At 60.1% G+C, this 15594-nt stretch carries 11 protein-coding genes; 10 read left to right on the top strand and 1 reads right to left on the bottom strand.

Features of this window, described 5'->3' with window-relative positions; all coding sequences use genetic code 11:
* The first annotated feature begins 329 nt into the window (after positions 1–329).
* The 5 genes from BBSC_RS11455 (at position 330) to BBSC_RS11435 (ending at position 8090) form a co-directional block, all read left to right on the top strand.
* Positions 330–3671: a fibro-slime domain-containing protein gene (locus BBSC_RS11455; RefSeq protein WP_034535395.1), complete on the top strand. Its 3342-nt coding sequence runs from the start codon at positions 330–332 to the stop codon at positions 3669–3671.
* 246 nt (positions 3672–3917) lie between these two features.
* Entirely contained in the window at positions 3918–5588 is a 1671-nt protein-coding gene (locus BBSC_RS11450; protein ID WP_162180134.1) for a SpaH/EbpB family LPXTG-anchored major pilin, read from the top strand.
* 425 nt (positions 5589–6013) lie between these two features.
* On the top strand, positions 6014–6394 hold the full coding sequence (locus BBSC_RS14090; protein WP_193349489.1) for a hypothetical protein: 381 nt from the start codon (positions 6014–6016) through the stop codon (positions 6392–6394).
* Positions 6395–6647: 253 nt separating this feature from the next.
* The gene (locus tag BBSC_RS11440; RefSeq protein ID WP_051923129.1) at positions 6648–7412 is read left to right on the top strand and encodes an aspartate kinase; all 765 of its coding nucleotides are present in this window, start codon (positions 6648–6650) and stop codon (positions 7410–7412) included.
* Positions 7413–7520: 108 nt separating this feature from the next.
* On the top strand, positions 7521–8090 hold the full coding sequence (locus tag BBSC_RS11435) for an ACT domain-containing protein (RefSeq protein WP_033517208.1): 570 nt from the start codon (positions 7521–7523) through the stop codon (positions 8088–8090).
* A gap of 359 nt (positions 8091–8449) precedes the next feature.
* Here the strand turns inward: BBSC_RS11435 and asd are convergent, their stop codons facing one another.
* Entirely contained in the window at positions 8450–9544 is a 1095-nt protein-coding gene (asd, locus tag BBSC_RS11430) for an aspartate-semialdehyde dehydrogenase (protein ID WP_033517207.1), read from the bottom strand.
* Between the two features lie 499 nt (positions 9545–10043).
* Here asd and BBSC_RS11425 point away from each other — a divergent pair, with 499 nt between their 5' ends.
* The 5 genes from BBSC_RS11425 to BBSC_RS11405 all read left to right on the top strand — a co-directional run bounded on the left by BBSC_RS11425 (position 10044) and on the right by BBSC_RS11405 (position 15594).
* Positions 10044–10967 carry a DUF4862 family protein gene (locus BBSC_RS11425; protein WP_033517205.1) on the top strand — a complete coding sequence of 308 codons (924 nt, stop codon included), beginning with the start codon at positions 10044–10046 and terminating at the stop codon, positions 10965–10967.
* A gap of 5 nt (positions 10968–10972) precedes the next feature.
* Complete coding sequence (locus tag BBSC_RS11420; RefSeq protein ID WP_033517252.1) at positions 10973–11968, top strand: ROK family protein; 996 nt, start codon at positions 10973–10975, stop codon at positions 11966–11968.
* Between the two features lie 108 nt (positions 11969–12076).
* The gene (locus tag BBSC_RS11415; RefSeq protein WP_033517203.1) at positions 12077–12745 is read left to right on the top strand and encodes an N-acetylmannosamine-6-phosphate 2-epimerase; all 669 of its coding nucleotides are present in this window, start codon (positions 12077–12079) and stop codon (positions 12743–12745) included.
* A 231-nt stretch (positions 12746–12976) separates the two neighbouring features.
* Positions 12977–14536 carry an ABC transporter substrate-binding protein gene (locus tag BBSC_RS11410; RefSeq protein ID WP_033517201.1) on the top strand — a complete coding sequence of 520 codons (1560 nt, stop codon included), beginning with the start codon at positions 12977–12979 and terminating at the stop codon, positions 14534–14536.
* Between the two features lie 101 nt (positions 14537–14637).
* On the top strand, positions 14638–15594 hold the full coding sequence (locus BBSC_RS11405; protein WP_144414485.1) for an ABC transporter permease: 957 nt from the start codon (positions 14638–14640) through the stop codon (positions 15592–15594).

The following is a 15594-nucleotide window of genomic DNA, read 5'->3' as shown; positions in this document are numbered from 1 at the left end:
ATAATGATTGTTATAACGTTGTATTAGATCATGCATGACGCGCCAACGGTCAACAAGGCCGTGGGCAGAGCGGGATGCGCCGGCGAATACGGGTATTCGTATCGCAACACTCCGTGTCTCGCGTTGTTTTTTTTTTATTGCTAATAGGGGATATACAGACCCCCTAAATTGGGGTTTTCTGATCTATAGGGGGTAATTTTTATACCCCTATCAGGGGTTATTCGCCCCAGTTTGAAGCCAGATAGGTTAAGAGTCAGTGTCTATGAAGTACTACCGCAACCGTGCCATATTGCGGGTTGAGGTAGTGACGAGAGAAATGGATTGACCTGATGAGGAAGTTGTTCGATACGCACAAGAAGGGGGCTATCCCCTCGAAGGTGACGGCCATAGTGGCGGCGTGCGCGATGCTCCTTACCGTCACGGTCACTGGCACCGCGGTCGCGCTCGAAAGCGCCGCCGATCCGGCCAACCAGAACGACCAGTCGCAGACGGTCCAGCAGAACGACGGCACCGCCGCCGACGCCCAGACCGCAAACGACGCCGCGACCGATCAGACCGCGAATGGCACGGAAGCCACGCAGCCGACCGACGGCAACGCGCAAGGCGACGCCGTGCAGTCCGACGGTACCGCCCAGAACGACGCGACCGCCGAAACCGATCCCGCCCAGTCCGGTGACGCCGCGCAGCAAGGCGACGCAACCACGCAGCAGGATGCCACGGAAAACAACGACGCGACGGCAACCACGGATATCGCCAAGCAGTCCGCTCCGGCGCCGGCTGCGGATGCGAGTGCGGCGGCTGCTTTGGCTGCCAACATCGGCACGGTCGGCACCGTCGATAGCCAGTCAGCAGGTATCTCCATCAACTTGCATGACTACGATCTTACGGGTATCAATTATGAGAACCAGCGGAATGAGAATCAGAAGAATTACCTGGAGTCCGCCCGTCCTTTGACCTTTGCTAAAGGCGCGGATACCTACGGGACTGACAAGGGGTATAACAGTTGGACTGGCAATGACGGTGGTGTCTTCCAAGGCATCGTATCCAACACGCTGGGTGCTGATGGTTACCCGACAATGAGCAACAGCGCGGGCAATGTCAGGGGTTCCTCACTGGCCTACCTGTTTAATGGACAGCAAGCGTATGGTGTCACTTCCGAACGTCCTAACTTGAACCACCTGTTCCAGTTCTGCGACGTCGACGGTAACAACTGCGGCACCACAGCGCAGGGTAACAGCACGTACTACACCTACGACAGCAGCAAGAATTTCGCCTCACTGCAGGCTGATGGCAATTTTAAGGTGTACAACAAGGGGCGATTCCAGAACGGGCTGCCGAGTAGCGAGGGCGCGTTCATGCCATTCAATGATTTGTCCGATCAAATGACCAACTACGGTAGTGTCACTGGTCATCGGCTGACCGCTGATTCTGACTACAACTTCGGCATGGATGTGTCCACGAAGTTCATCATGCCGAAGGGCGGTAAGGTCAACGGACAGAACATGAAGTTCAGCTTCGCCGGTGACGATGACGTGTGGGTGTTCGTTGATGGCGCGCTGGTGCTGGACTTGGGCGGTATCCACGATAACTACGGCGGCAGTATCGATTTCGCGACCGGTGAGGTCGTTACCGGCAAGCGCAATAATGGGTCGTCCCAGGACTACTCGAACACGACCATCAAGAAAATGTTCGAAGCAGCCGGCAGGACATGGGATGACTCGCCTTATGCCACGCACACGCTGAAGTTCTTTTACATGGAACGTGGTGAGGGCAGCTCGAACTGCAAGCTGAGCTTCAACCTGCCGACCATTCCCGATGGCGTGATCGACATCGCCAAGCAGATCACGGATACCTCCGGCGGTAATGTGAACGACTTCTCGAACGCCGAATTCACGATGCAGGTGTCCACCGCCGATACCGAGAATGGCCAGTACGCGCTGTATGCGAACCAGCCGTATGCCGTGTACAAGATTGGCACGACGGTGACGTCCGATACGCAGCCCCTCCGCACGGGCACGACCGACTCCAACGGTCAGTTCAAGCTGAAGAACGGCGAGTTCGCACGATTGACCGGTCAGGTGCAGCATGATGGCGATACCGCTCCCCATGCGATCAAGCAGACGATGTACTACAAGATCGTCGAGCTTGCCGCGGACGGATACAGCAAGGATGATTACACGTTCAATGTGAACGACGCGGATTATAAGGCACAGGATGACACCCAGATCGGTGCCTCCGATCCGGTGTCCGTGGATCAGCATCCGTATACCAACGTGTTGAACAAGTTCAAGCGTGGAGACAAGTACTACACGTTCGCGGCAAAGAAAGTGATGGCCGCTGGTCAAACTTCCGATGGCAGCTTCACGTTGAAGGTCATGAACGGCGACGGTACGGCGTACAACGGCAACTTCTACTACATGAAGGACAACAAGTACGTCAACAAGGACGGCGGCGACGTCGCCACCCAGGACGACGCGAAGGCCACTACCTCCGACGGCAAGATCACGCTGAAGGCCGGTATGGAAGCGCATATTCTGGGCGTTGCCCCTGGCACCACTTTCAAGGTTGAGGAGCTCAACCTTGACACCAACAAGTACGTCGCGCCGACCTATACGTGCGGTACTGCGCAGGCTTCGGAACAGGCATGCACGGTGACCGTGGACAGCAAGAACCAGGCCGGTTCCATCACCGTGACCAACTCGCTGAAGACCGCGAAGCTGACACTGGTGAAGAAGGTGGATAACACCTATGCGGGCAAGTGGGGTGCGACTCCGGATGCTTGGGTGTTGGGCGTCACCACTTACGACTCGGACCGTAAAGGTTTTTCGGGTATTCCGTCAGTGGAGTATGGCAACGATGGTGATTCGTTGGCGGTGCCGCAGCATGAGGTGCAGGCCGGCACGTACTGGTTCGAGGAGTCTTCGAACCCCGACTATACGCACCCGAAGTTCGCCAAGGGCGAGTATCCGTATTCATCCGGTTACCAGATGTCGCTGACGGGTTGCACTGCCACGGACGGCAAGTCTGTGACGACTTCAACTGACGGTACTCCGAGTGTGACGTTGGAGGCCGGCCGGGATGTGACGTGCACGGTGACGAACAAAGCGCTGCCGGGTTCGGTGACGTGGTCTAAGACCGACGCGGCTGGTAAGAAGCTGGAGGGTTCTGAGTGGACGCTTGCTGGCCCCGACTCCAAGGATGGTAAGCCGTCGGTCACGGTGAAGGACAAGTACGACGGTCATGACGGCGCGCTCGACACGGATGCGAAGCTCGGTGAGTTCAAGGTGGAGAACCTTAAATGGGGTCAGTACACGTTGACGGAGTTGAAGGCTCCGGCCGGATATGTGCTGGGCAAGGATTCGACGACGTTCGCGGTCGTGCCTGCGTACCAGCAGGATGGCAACAACCATTCCGCGTTCGATCCCGCCACGCCGGGGAAGAACCCGTCGGTGTGCACGATCGAGCCGATGGATAGTTCAACTCTGGTGCAGTCTTCCGGCGCGTTGGACGTGAACTGCCCTGCGGTGGTGAACTACCCGGCGGTGTCGTCCCTGCCGTTGACCGGTGGCACGACGGGTCGTCAGTGGCTGATGGCCGGTGGCGGCATGGGCTTTGCGGCTTTGCTCGCCGGTGCCGGCTACACCATCTGGCGCAAGCGCCAGCTGGTGTGACGGTCCTGTCATGCCCCCGCTGGCGGGGGCTGTCCGGCGAGAGCCGGACTGGGGGTGGTCCGGGCTCCCCTCACAGAGGGGAGCTGGCCGCCGCAGGCGGGCTGAGGGGAGCGAAGCTATCGCCCCCGGTGGTCCGAAAAGTTAATAAGGGTTTGCGGATCGCAGAGGCTTGTGTGGTCTCGGCCTTTCGCGATTGCAGAAAACAGTAGGAAATTACAAGTAAGGAAGAGAGGATTTCTCATGAGGATGAGGAAACTTTTCGCTGGTGTCGTCGCTGCGGCGACGATGCTGGGTGGTCTGGCCCTTGGCGCTTCCACCGCCAACGCGGCCGACGGCGAGGTGACCATCACGGTGAACAACGCTCAGGCCGGTCATACGTACACTCCGTATCAGTTTGCCACGTTCGGTGCTCCTCAGCAGGTTGATGGAAAGACGTATGTTGAGGTTAAGGTTGCCGATGAGGCTTGGAATACTGCGTTGGAGACTGCGCTGACCACGAGCACTGCGGCGCAGGGCCAGCCGTCCAATGCGCTGGTCACCAAGGGTACTGATGGTAAGTACACTGCCGGCGCTCAGGATGTGTCCTCGTACAGCAGCAACTGGGCTGCGTATGTGGCCACGTTGACTCCGGCGCAGCTGCGCCAGTTCGCTGCGCTGCTGACCGCGCCTACGGGTACGCAGGCTAGCGGTGCCGCGCTGACTCCGTCGGAGGAGCAGCAGGGTACGAGTCAGAACATTACAACGGCGGGTGAGGGTTGGTACCTGGTTACCGATTCCTACAAGTCTGGTGATACGGCCGTGTTCGGTCTGAACGCGATCGTTGCCACTTCGATCAATGGTGTTACCGGTGACTTCGTGACTGGTGACGAGCAGACTGGCCAGGGCAACATCACCGCTCTTGGCGCGTTCAACGCGAAGAACGAGAATATTCCGACCGTTGACAAGACCGTCGCGGATGCTGCGAACCCCAATGTCGACTTCAACGGCCAGACCGTGAAGATCGGCCAGAAGCTGTCCTTCGCCGTCAAGGGTTACATTCCCTCCACCGCGAGTGGTTACGACTCCTACCCGTACTACATCAAGGATGTCGCTTCCAAGGGCTTGACCGTCAACAATGGTGTCGAGGTCTACGCGAGCGATGACGCGAATCTTGATACTGCGGCGGATACGCTGCTGCCGGCTAACGCGTATACGTTGGTTGGTCCGACTGTTCAGAACGACACGACCACGCTGACTGAAGTGAGCTTTACGGATGCGAAGTCGTACGCTGGCAAGTACATCTTCGTGACTTACACTGCAACGGTGAATGCCGACGTGCTCGAAAACGCCAACAAGGTGACTAACGAGGCGCAGGTGTCCCGTGACAACCAGAACTGGAGCGATCCGAAGAAGACTGAGAACGACACTCTCTCCTTCGAGTTCACCAAGACCAACAAGGATGGCTCCGAGAAGCTCGAGGGTGCCACCTTCAGCATCAAGGACGGACAGACCGCCCTTAGGTTCGTCGCTTTGGCGACTAAGGGAGAGTATCGTCTTGCCACTTCGGATGATACGAACACGGTTAACGTGGTGACTTCGCCGGCGTCCGGCAAGATCGTGGTCAAGGGTCTTGCTGCCGGCACCTACACGGTGACCGAGGAGACTGCTCCTGCCGGTTACTCGTCCACGTTCAAGCCGACCTTTACGGTGACTATTGCCAAGGGCCAGGCGCAGGTTCTGACCGAGACCGGCTCCGTGAAGTACGGTCTGGTCGACAGCGTTAAGAATGAAGTTCACAACGTGAAGAATGTGTCTGAGCTGCCGCTGACCGGTGCCGCCGGTACCGCGCTGTTCACGGTGATCGGCCTGCTGCTGGCCGGTGCCGCCGCAACCGTGGCGCTCAAGTCCCGCGAGACCAAGCGCGCCCTGCGTGCCTGATCCGGGCATAACCCTCCTCATCCCCTCGTCGTCGCGATCCAACTCGTGGCGAACGTAGGGGATGCGGAACGGCGACCCATATCGTAATCGGTTCTCCGCACTCGTTGATTCGGTGCGGAGAACCGATTCGCATATTTGGACATTCTGATATCGGGGGTATATTCGGGGTGTATGTTCCAACGACGGGGGTAAGTTGGGACTACGTTGCATTGCAGCAGCGGAGAGGCTGACAGAGAAGGCCGAGGTGTGACATGGCACATGGGGGAGGGGCATTCAGCCCCGATGAAATCAACTATCTGAAGTCGTTGCCGGCCGTGTCGGAGGCGACGAGCACTCGCATCACGTATTCCGAGGCGTTCAAGCGCTCGAGTCTGCGACGGTATATGGCCGGCGAAAGTCCGGTCAAGCTGTTCCGAGAGGCGGGCATGTCCCCGGAACTGATCGGCTACAAACGCATCGAGCGGGCGTTCGCTCGGTGGAAGAAGGCGGAGGCAGATGCCGTCCGGGGCGACCCGTCGGACGAGGGGCGCAGATCCTGGAAGGGGGGTGCCGATGATGGGACCTCCCAAGCACGGCTCTCCGATAGGGAGGGCCTTGCGCGCGCCGGGCAGACGATCGATATGCCGTTGCCCGGCAGCGAGGCGTCGCGCAAATTCGATATCCGTGACGTGCTGATCTTCCAGCAGATCAGGCGCATCGACGAGCTTGAAGCGCAGGTGGACCGGTTGCGCGCGCAACTGGATCATATGGATGCGTGCGGATCGGCTGCGGGTGATGATGCCGGTGATCCATCCGTGAATGATTGATCGGTGGACGCTCCTGCTGAATGAATAATCTGGCGGCTTGCCTATGCCGTATTGACCACCCTCAGCCTCGCTTCGTGAGCCAGCTCCCGCCAGCGCCACGGTTCAACGGCCTGGCATATGCTCCGCAAGCGTGGCGCTCGTGCGGTGTCCGTATGGTGGGTCTTCGCCCGCGTCGAATGCCGCGCAATCAGTATAATCGTGCCGCTTGCGTAGAATAGCGACAGGCACAACCCCTCGGAGAGAATGGATAACAGTGGCGCTCATCGTGCAGAAGTTCGGCGGCTCGTCGGTCGCCGATACCGATTCGATCAAGCGCGTGGCCAAGCGCGTCGTCGAAACGAAGAAAAAGGGCAACAAGGTCGCCGTGGTCGTCTCGGCAATGGGCGACACGACCGATGACCTCATCGATCAGGCGATGAGCATCGATTCCAACCCTCCCGAGCGTGAAATGGACATGCTCATGACCGCGGGCGAGCGCATCTCGATGAGCCTGCTCGCGATGGCGATTCATGCGGCGGGCGACCGCGCCCACTCGTTCACCGGCCAGCAGGCGGGCTTCTTCACCGATGCCCGGTACGGCGCCGCCCATATCAAGGCCGTCAAGCCCGAGCGTGTCAAGAACGCGCTGTCGCTGGGCGATGTGGCGATCGTCGCCGGATTCCAGGGCATCAATGCGAAGGGCGACGCGACCACGCTCGGCCGTGGCGGTTCCGACACCTCCGCGGTGGCGCTGGCGGTGGCGCTCGGCGCCGACATCTGCGAGATCTACACCGACGTGGACGGCATCTTCACCGCCGATCCGCGCATCGTGCCGACCGCGAAGCGCATTCCGGCGATCGGGTACGACGCGATTCTGGAGATGGCCAGCTGCGGTTCCAAGGTGTTGGCGCTGCGCTGCGTCGAGTATGCGCAGCGATTCAACATGCCGTTGCATGTGCGCAGCTCCTTCTCGCATCGTCCCGGCACTCTGGTGGTGCCCGACGGCGTCGATCCGCGCACGCTGCCCAATCTGGACTGATCCGGCGGGACAGTCGGCGCCGGCCTCGCGTTGCGAGCGGTGCCAGACCGGACGCACAAGTACAGTAATCAATCACGCAAAAGCTACGTAACAAGCAAAGGCAATCACATGAGCGACAACAACGACAACAAGTCCATGGGCGATCTGTTCCCCGATCTCGGTCCCGAGGCCCCGGTCATCTCCGGCATCGCACACGACCGCTCCGAGGCGCTGGCCACCGTGCGCGGCGTGCCGAACGAGCCGGGCATGGCCGCGAAGGTATTCACCGAGCTGGCGTCCGCCGGCGTGAACGTCGACATGATCGTGCAGGCCGGCGCGTCCGTGGGCACCGCCGACATCTCCTTCACCGTGCCGGAAGCCACGGTCCGCGAGGTCGAGAACGTGCTTATCGACAAGCACGACGAGCTGGGCTACCGTTCGTTCGACGTCGACACCAACGTCGGCAAGGTCGCCGTCGTCGGCGTCGGCATGAAGACCCACTCCGGTCTGGCCGCCAAGTTCTTCACCGCGCTGAGCAAGGACGGCATCAACGTGCTGATGATCTCCACCTCCGAGATCCGCATCGCCGCGCTCGTTCCGCTCGAGCAGCTCAACGACGCCGTGCGCGCGCTGCACACCGCCTACGGCCTCGACGCCGATCAGATCGAAGCCGTCGTGTACGGCGGCACCGGCCGCTGATATAGCCGGTTTCGTCTCTCTGCCGGGCTTATCGCCCATCGGGTCTATCGGGCCGCCGCGGGTAACCTCGCGGCGGCCTTTTTGCTACCGTGTGCTCGGACACATTCGGGTACCTGGCGCTGCCGCATCAGTTTCGGCATGCTCCCGCCAGCGTCCGCCTCACGGCTTGGTTCGGCAATGAGAGCAAGGTGCGGCGAAATCGGTTTGACGGAGCCATAAACTCTGATGAAACTCTGCTGACATACGGCCGGTTTTGGGCCTCCGTCAGGCTGTATGCCAGCTTCGCCGGTCTGGAGACGCAATGTGGGGTTTGCCCTCGCCGAGAGCAAACCCCACATTGCGCAACGAGGAGCTGTCGCCTACTTCTTGGTGATGTAGCCCAGCGCCTTGAGCATTTCGGCGCATTCGAGCGCGCCGCCGGCGGCGCCGCGCAGGGTGTTGTGCGCCAGACCGACGAACTTCCAGTCGAAGATCGAGTCCTCGCGCAGTCGGCCGATCGACACGCCCATGCCGCCCTCGTAGTCGACGTCAAGCTTGACCTGCGGGCGGTCATCCTCGGTCAGGTACTGGATGAACTGCTTCGGCGCGTGCGGCAGCTCGAGGCGTGCGGTCTCGGACGTGTAGTTGACCAGACGGTCGATCAGTTCCTCCTTGGTCGCCTTCTTGCCGAAGTTGAGGAACACGGTAGCGGTGTGGCCGTTGAGCACGGGCACGCGGATGCACTGCGAGGTGATCCGGAGCGGACCGTCGAAGGGTACGATCTCGCCTTTCTCCGCGTCCACGTGACCGAAGACCTTGAGCGGCTCCTTTTCGGACTTGGCTTCCTCGCCGGAGATGAACGGGATGATGTTGCCCATCATCTCGGGCCAGTCCTTGAAGGTCTTGCCGGCGCCGGAGATCGCCTGATACGTGCTCACCACGACCTCGCGCGGCTCGAATTCCTTCCATGCGGCCAGCGCCGGGGTGTACGCCTGGATCGAGCAGTTGGGCTTGACGGCGATGAAGCCGCGCGTGGTGCCCAGGCGCTTGCGCTGGTGCTCGATCACCGCGAAGTGCTCCGGGTTGATCTCCGGAACCACCATCGGCACGTCCGGGGTCCAGCGATGCGCGCTGTTGTTGGACACGACCGGGGTCTCCGTCTTCGCGTAGCGCTCCTCGATGGCGCGGATCTGATCCTTGGGCATGTTCACCGCGGAGAACATGAAGTCGACGTTGGCCGCGACCGCTTCGGCGTCGTCGCCGTCGACGACCACCATGTGCTTCGCGTATTCGGGCATCGGCGTTTCCATCTTCCAACGGTCGCCGACGGCTTCTTCATAGGTCTTGCCGGCGCTGTGCGCGGACGCGGCGAGGGTGACGACCTCGAACCACGGGTGGTTCTCAAGCAGCGTCAGGAAACGCTGGCCGACCATGCCGGTGGCGCCGAGAATGCCGACTTTCAACTTTTCGGACATAACAACCTCTGGGGGTAGATGGGATCGGATCGGGATCGAGCGGCCGTACCACATGGCCGCACGCATGCACTCCATCTTACGAAGAGCCCGGCACAAGCGGTGCGCCGCTCCCATATGATGGCCGGTGGGGCGGTGAGAGGATGAGTTTGACCGGTACGAGGCGGCGGATCGACGCGATTCGCCTTCTGAGGGGCAAATCAGAGGCCGTGCATGCGTCTTTTGGCGATCTGAGGGGCGAGCTCGACGGGTAATCCGACTGGAATCATTGGTTTCCAAGACGATGGGCCGCATATTTCCGGTGATGTTCCAGTTAAAGTTTGCCCCTTAGATCGCCAAAAGAGGCTATCGGGCTCTCCAATCTACCCCTTAGATCGCAGATTGGCGCGTAATCGGGCAGGGTTAAGCGACATGCCTTCAAAAGATTAGACATCAGATGTCTGATGAGAGTACGATGGAGATGTTCAACGAAACCGCATCGGGAATTTCAAGGAGGAAAACGATGCCGCCATTCGTCGTCGGCGCATATGCGTCATTGCCGCAGGGGCGAGAAACTCAAGACAACTATTACGATCTGCTGGGGTCTCAGCCGTGGATTGACGGCATTGAGATCCCCTTTCCGGGAGATCTCGCCGAGAGCTCTGACCGGGTGCGAATGATCGGTCGCCTGCCAAAGCATTGGAGGAATAATACGGTCACCGCTATCCCGGGTACCATACGACACGTGTGGGCGGACCCGAATTTTGGATTGGCCAGCCCTGATGGACATGGCCGACGGGCCGCGCTGGCGTTTTTCGAGCAGCTGCGCGACTCCCTTGACGACTTCGTGCAGAGGCGGGGCAGCCAGGATGTCAGGTTCGTCGAGATACACACCGCCCCCACCCGCATCGCCAGTCGCGCGGCGATGGCCGCATCATTGCGGGATCTCTCGCGGTTGGACTGGTCCGGCGCCAAATTGGTCATCGAGCATTGCGATAAATATATTGACGGTCAACAGCCGGAAAAGGGCTTCCTGCCGATTGAGGATGAGATCGCGATATGCCGTGAAGCGGGCATTGGGCTAACGGTGAACTGGGGACGTTCCGTGGTCGAGGGGCGCAGGGCCCAGGCTGCCGTTGATCATATTGCTGCCGCAGCCGAGGCGGGGGTGCTCGCCGGACTGATGTTCTCCGGAGCCGGCCCCATGGAAACCCAGTACGGCTACGGTTGGATCGATGGCCATTTGCCGATGAACCCGGACGAGCCCACGTCGCTGATGGATGCCGCGGCGATCGAGAGCGCCATGAAGGCCGCGCGGGTGCAGGACAAGCCGCTTGCATATCTGGGAGCCAAGGTGTGCGTGCCTGAAGGCGCGTCGCTGCAGGAGAGGGTCGATTATCTGGCTCATATCCATGATGCTGCCCGTGCCGAAAGGATCGGCGCGTGATTGGGATGTCCTCTGAGGGAATGACGTATCTGGCCTTCGACGTCGGGGGAACGAAAATCGCCTCGGGATTCGTGACGCTGCCCGGCGGCGAATCTGTGAGTGCTGGCGGCGGATGGACTCCTCGTGTTGAGGCGCGGTGTGAGATTCCCACGGAGGCGTCCCGCGGCGGCGATGACATCCGTAAACGGCTGACGGCTTTCGCGTCACGCCAAATCATACGTGCCCATGACGAAGGCGTGCATATCCGTGGCATAGGCATCGCGGCGGCCGGTGTGCCTGACAGTGTGACCGGCGTGATTGTATCCGCCACCGACATTCTGCCGGGTTGGCGCGGGCAGCGCATCTATGATGCTTTCGCCGAAGTCACCAGTCTTCCGGTGTACATGGTTGGTGATGTCGGGGCGCATGGGCTTGGCGAAGCGGGCTATGGTGCTGGGCGCGGTCATGGCATTGTGCTGTCTATCGGTGTGGGGACGGGCATTGGTGGTGCGATCGTCGTGGATGGGGCGCTGTTTTCCGGAGCGCGCGGCGTGGCCGGGCATGCCGGTCATGTTCCGAGTGCTTTGGGACGCGGATTCGTGTGTTCGTGCGGTACCCGCGACGGACATATCGAGCCGGTCGCATCGGGCACGGGACTGAGGGATCTGTATAACAGCCGATGCGGATCCACGGCGGAACCGGTGCGAGATGGTGCCCAAGTGGCGGCGCGCGCGGCGGCGGGGGAGCCTCTGGCCGTGCGGACGATCGAGGACAGTGCCCGTGCGTTGGGCGAGTGCGTGGGCGGAATGGGCAATCTCATCGATCCGGACGTCATCGTCGTGTCGGGATCGGTGGCCAAGGCCGGGCCGTTGTGGTGGAATGCGTTACGTGCCGGGTTCGAGGATTCCGCATTGCAGCTGGTCCGGTCCACGCTTCTGGTGAAAGGCGAGTTGGGCGGATCCGCTCCGCTGATCGGCGCCGCGGCTGCCGCGCGGCGTCACATGGAGCAATGGCGCGAATAGGCATTGCGCATCACATTACTTGGTCGCTTTGGAGGCCGCGCGGAGGCCGGCCGCTCGCCCCAGGAACGACATGAGGGCATCTCGCAATACAAGGAAAGGAAACGCGTTATGCATCGGGTAATCGAGAAAATCAAAGGCGGACTCGTTGTGAGCTGTCAGGCGTATCCGGGTGAGCCGCTGCGCCATCCCGAGACGATGGCCCAAATGGCCATGGCCGCCGTGGAAGGTGGCGCGGTGGGCATCCGTTGTCAGGGACTGGCCGATATCGCCGCTATCAAGGGGCGGGTGAAAGTGCCGGTGATTGGTATCTGGAAGGAGGGGGATGAGGGAGTCTACATCACTCCGACACTGCGCCATGCGCGTTGCTGCGTGGCTTCAGGCGCCGATATCGTGGCGCTTGACGCCACCGGCAGGCCTCGTCCTGACGGGCTGAGCTATGCCGATACCATCCGCGCGCTGCATGACGAGGGCGTCATCACGATGGCGGACTGCGGCAGTTTCTCCGATGCCAAACGTGCCGTCGAGGCAGGTACCGACATCATCTCCACCACGTTATCCGGCTATACCGGTGATCGTGAGAAAACCGACGGCCCGGATTTCGAACTGCTCGTCCAGATGGTTAAGGCGTTTCCGGACGTGCCGGTGCTGTGTGAGGGGCGTATTCATACGCCCGATCAGCTGCACCGTGTGATGGAGTGTGGTGCGTGGGCCGCGGTGGTTGGTACCGCGATCACGCATCCGACGACGATCACGCGCTGGTTCGCCGCGAGTCTGTGATGTTGCGTTTCATGGTTTGGAGCCGCTGATTGCATGATGCGGCTGATTCCGCGACGGCGTGGCGTGAAAGGAGCGATACCCTGGCGAGGATACGCCAACGACAAAGTCAAGACATCAGACATCAGATGAGATTTGCAATCAGACATCAGATGTCTTATGATTAATAAAGATTCGGTCAATCATTGATTTCGGATCGCGATTCAGTCATCACTCAACGAAGAGGAGAAACCGATGCATTCTTGTAATACCCGCATGGCCAAAGTCGCCGCTGTGGTGCTGGCCGGCGCGCTCGCCCTGAGCGGGTGCGGGGGAGGTTCGACGAACACTGCGAAGTCCGGCCCGGCCGTCTCGGATACAATCACCGCACAGGTCGCTTACAGCAGCCGCGATTTTAATCCGCTGTCCACCTCCATGGCTCTGCCCATGTCCGGGAACTGGCATGTGACCGAAGCCCTGTACACCCTGCAGATGTCGGACTACACACTGGTTTCCGGCTTGGCCGCGGGTGATCCGGAAACGGTTTCCGATACCGAATATGTCATCACGCTCCGCGACGGTGCAAAATTCTCCGATGGAAACGCTGTGACCGCCAACGACGTGAAGGCGTCGTTCGAGCGCGTCATGGCTCCCGGCGGCGTCTATGCCCCCATGCTGGATTTCATCGACTCGATCACCGTGCGGAGCGACAATAAGGTCGATTTCAAGCTGAAATACGCCTTCACGTTGTTCAAGAACCGTATGGCGTTGGTGCATATCGTTCCGGCCAGCCAGACTGATGAGGACCTCAAGAAGATGCCGATCGGCTCCGGCCCGTGGAAGTACACTGAGATCACCGATCAGCAGGTCAAGTTCGACAAGAACGAGTATTACAACGGTGAGTTCCCGGCACAGGCCTCCCATATGGTGTGGAACGTGAATGTCGATGACACGGCCCGCGTCACCGCGATGCAGGCCGGCAAAAGCGACGTCATGGAAAATGTTCCCGCCAAGGCGTTTGGCACCCTGAAGGCGGCCGGCTCCGACATTCAGACGGTGGGCGGCTTCAATCAGGCCTTCATCATGTTCAATACCAGGAAGAAGCCGTTTGATGACAAGCGCGTTCGCCAAGCCGTATTCTATGCTATCGACGCCGAGAGCATGATCAAGAACCAGCTGGCAGGCGAGGCCAACATGGTTACGAGTTTTGTGCCCGAAAGCTTCAAAACATATCACCAGGCGTCGAACGTGTATACCTACAATCCGGAGACGGCCAAGAAACTGCTTGCGGAAGCCGGCGTCACCGGCCCCGTGAAGTTTACGCTGTATACCACCGACCATACGTGGATTACGCAGCTGGCCCCGCAAATCAAGAACAACCTTGACGCGATCGGGTTCAAGGTGGATATCCAATCCATGAAGTCCTCCGCACTGTTCCCGACCATTACCGATAAGGACGATGCCGACTTCTCCATGGTGCTGGCGCCGGGCGATCCGACCGTATTCGGCAACGATCCCGACGTATTGCTGAACTGGTGGTTCGGCGACACCGTGTGGACCAGACAGCGCACGTTCTGGAACGGCTCGGACGGCTATGGCAAGCTCCATGAACTTATGGACAAAGCGGCCCGATCCACCGGTGATGAGCAGCAGGGCTATTGGAACGAGTGCTTCGATCTGGTCTCCGACGAATTGCCCATGTACCCGCTGTTCTTCCGCAAGATGTCCACTGCCGTCAAGAAGAATGCGTTCGGCTCCTATACCCCGATCGGTACCACGGGCCTGTATTTCCTGAACGCCTCATTGAACGGTTGACGGTTGCGTCAACGCCGGAATCCCGAAGGAGCCGCTGCGTGGACGACGAGTGTCGCGTGGCGGTCCTTCCATCGTAAATCCACCATAGAGGAGCATATAGAGTGGGTAATTTACTGCGTTTGTTGGGAAGACGACTGATATCTCTGCCATTCGTGGCATTCGGCGTCGTCTTCCTGGTTTTCTTCCTGATGTCGTTCTCTCAGTATGATCCAGCGGTTTCGGCGCTCGGTGAAAACGCCACCGCCGAACAGCTTGCGGCCTATCGGCACGAGATGGGCTTTGATCGGTCTTGGGGCGAGCAATTCCTGTCGTATCTGGGTGGTTTGTTCCGAGGCGACCTCGGGGTCTATGGCGTGAACAAGGACTCGGTGTCCTCCCGCATAGGCGACGCGTTTCCGATCACCTTGCAGCTGACGTTCATCGCATTGGTCATTGCTGTGGTGTTTTCCGTGATCTTCGGCGTGCTCGCGGCGCTGTATCGCGATACATGGGTTGACCAGGCGATCCGCGTGATCTCCATCATCGCCATTGCGACGCCGTCCTTCTGGCTGGGCGTGCTGCTCATCTACCTGCTGCAGATCAAGTTGTCCCTGCTGCCTGGCGCCGGCGAGCTGGTTCCGTTCGGCGTTGATCCCGGAGAGTATCTGGCCCGTATGGCAATGCCGGCGTTTTCCCTGGGACTTCCCGTAGCCGGCCAGATGACGCGCATTATCCGCACCTCGATGGTCGAAGAGCTCGACAAGGACTATGTGCGCACGGCGATCGGCGCCGGTGTGCCTAAGCGCGTGGTGATCGCCCGGAACGTGTTCCGCAACGCGCTGATCACTCCGGTCACCGTGCTCGGTATGAAAATTGGCTACCTGATGGGCGGCGCGATCATCACCGAGATCATCTTCGCGTTGCCGGGCATGGGCACGGCGCTATTCGAAGGCATCAACGGCAACGAGCCGATTTTGGTGCAGGGCGTGGTGCTTGTTGTGGCACTGGCGTTCGTGATCATCAACATCATCGTTGACATGCTGTACGTGCTTATCAATCCGAGAATCAGGACGGTGTGA

Source organism: Bifidobacterium scardovii JCM 12489 = DSM 13734 (assembly GCF_001042635.1).
GTDB classification, from domain to species: Bacteria; Actinomycetota; Actinomycetes; order Actinomycetales; family Bifidobacteriaceae; genus Bifidobacterium; species Bifidobacterium scardovii.
This window is presented reverse-complemented; position numbering and strand designations above follow the sequence as displayed.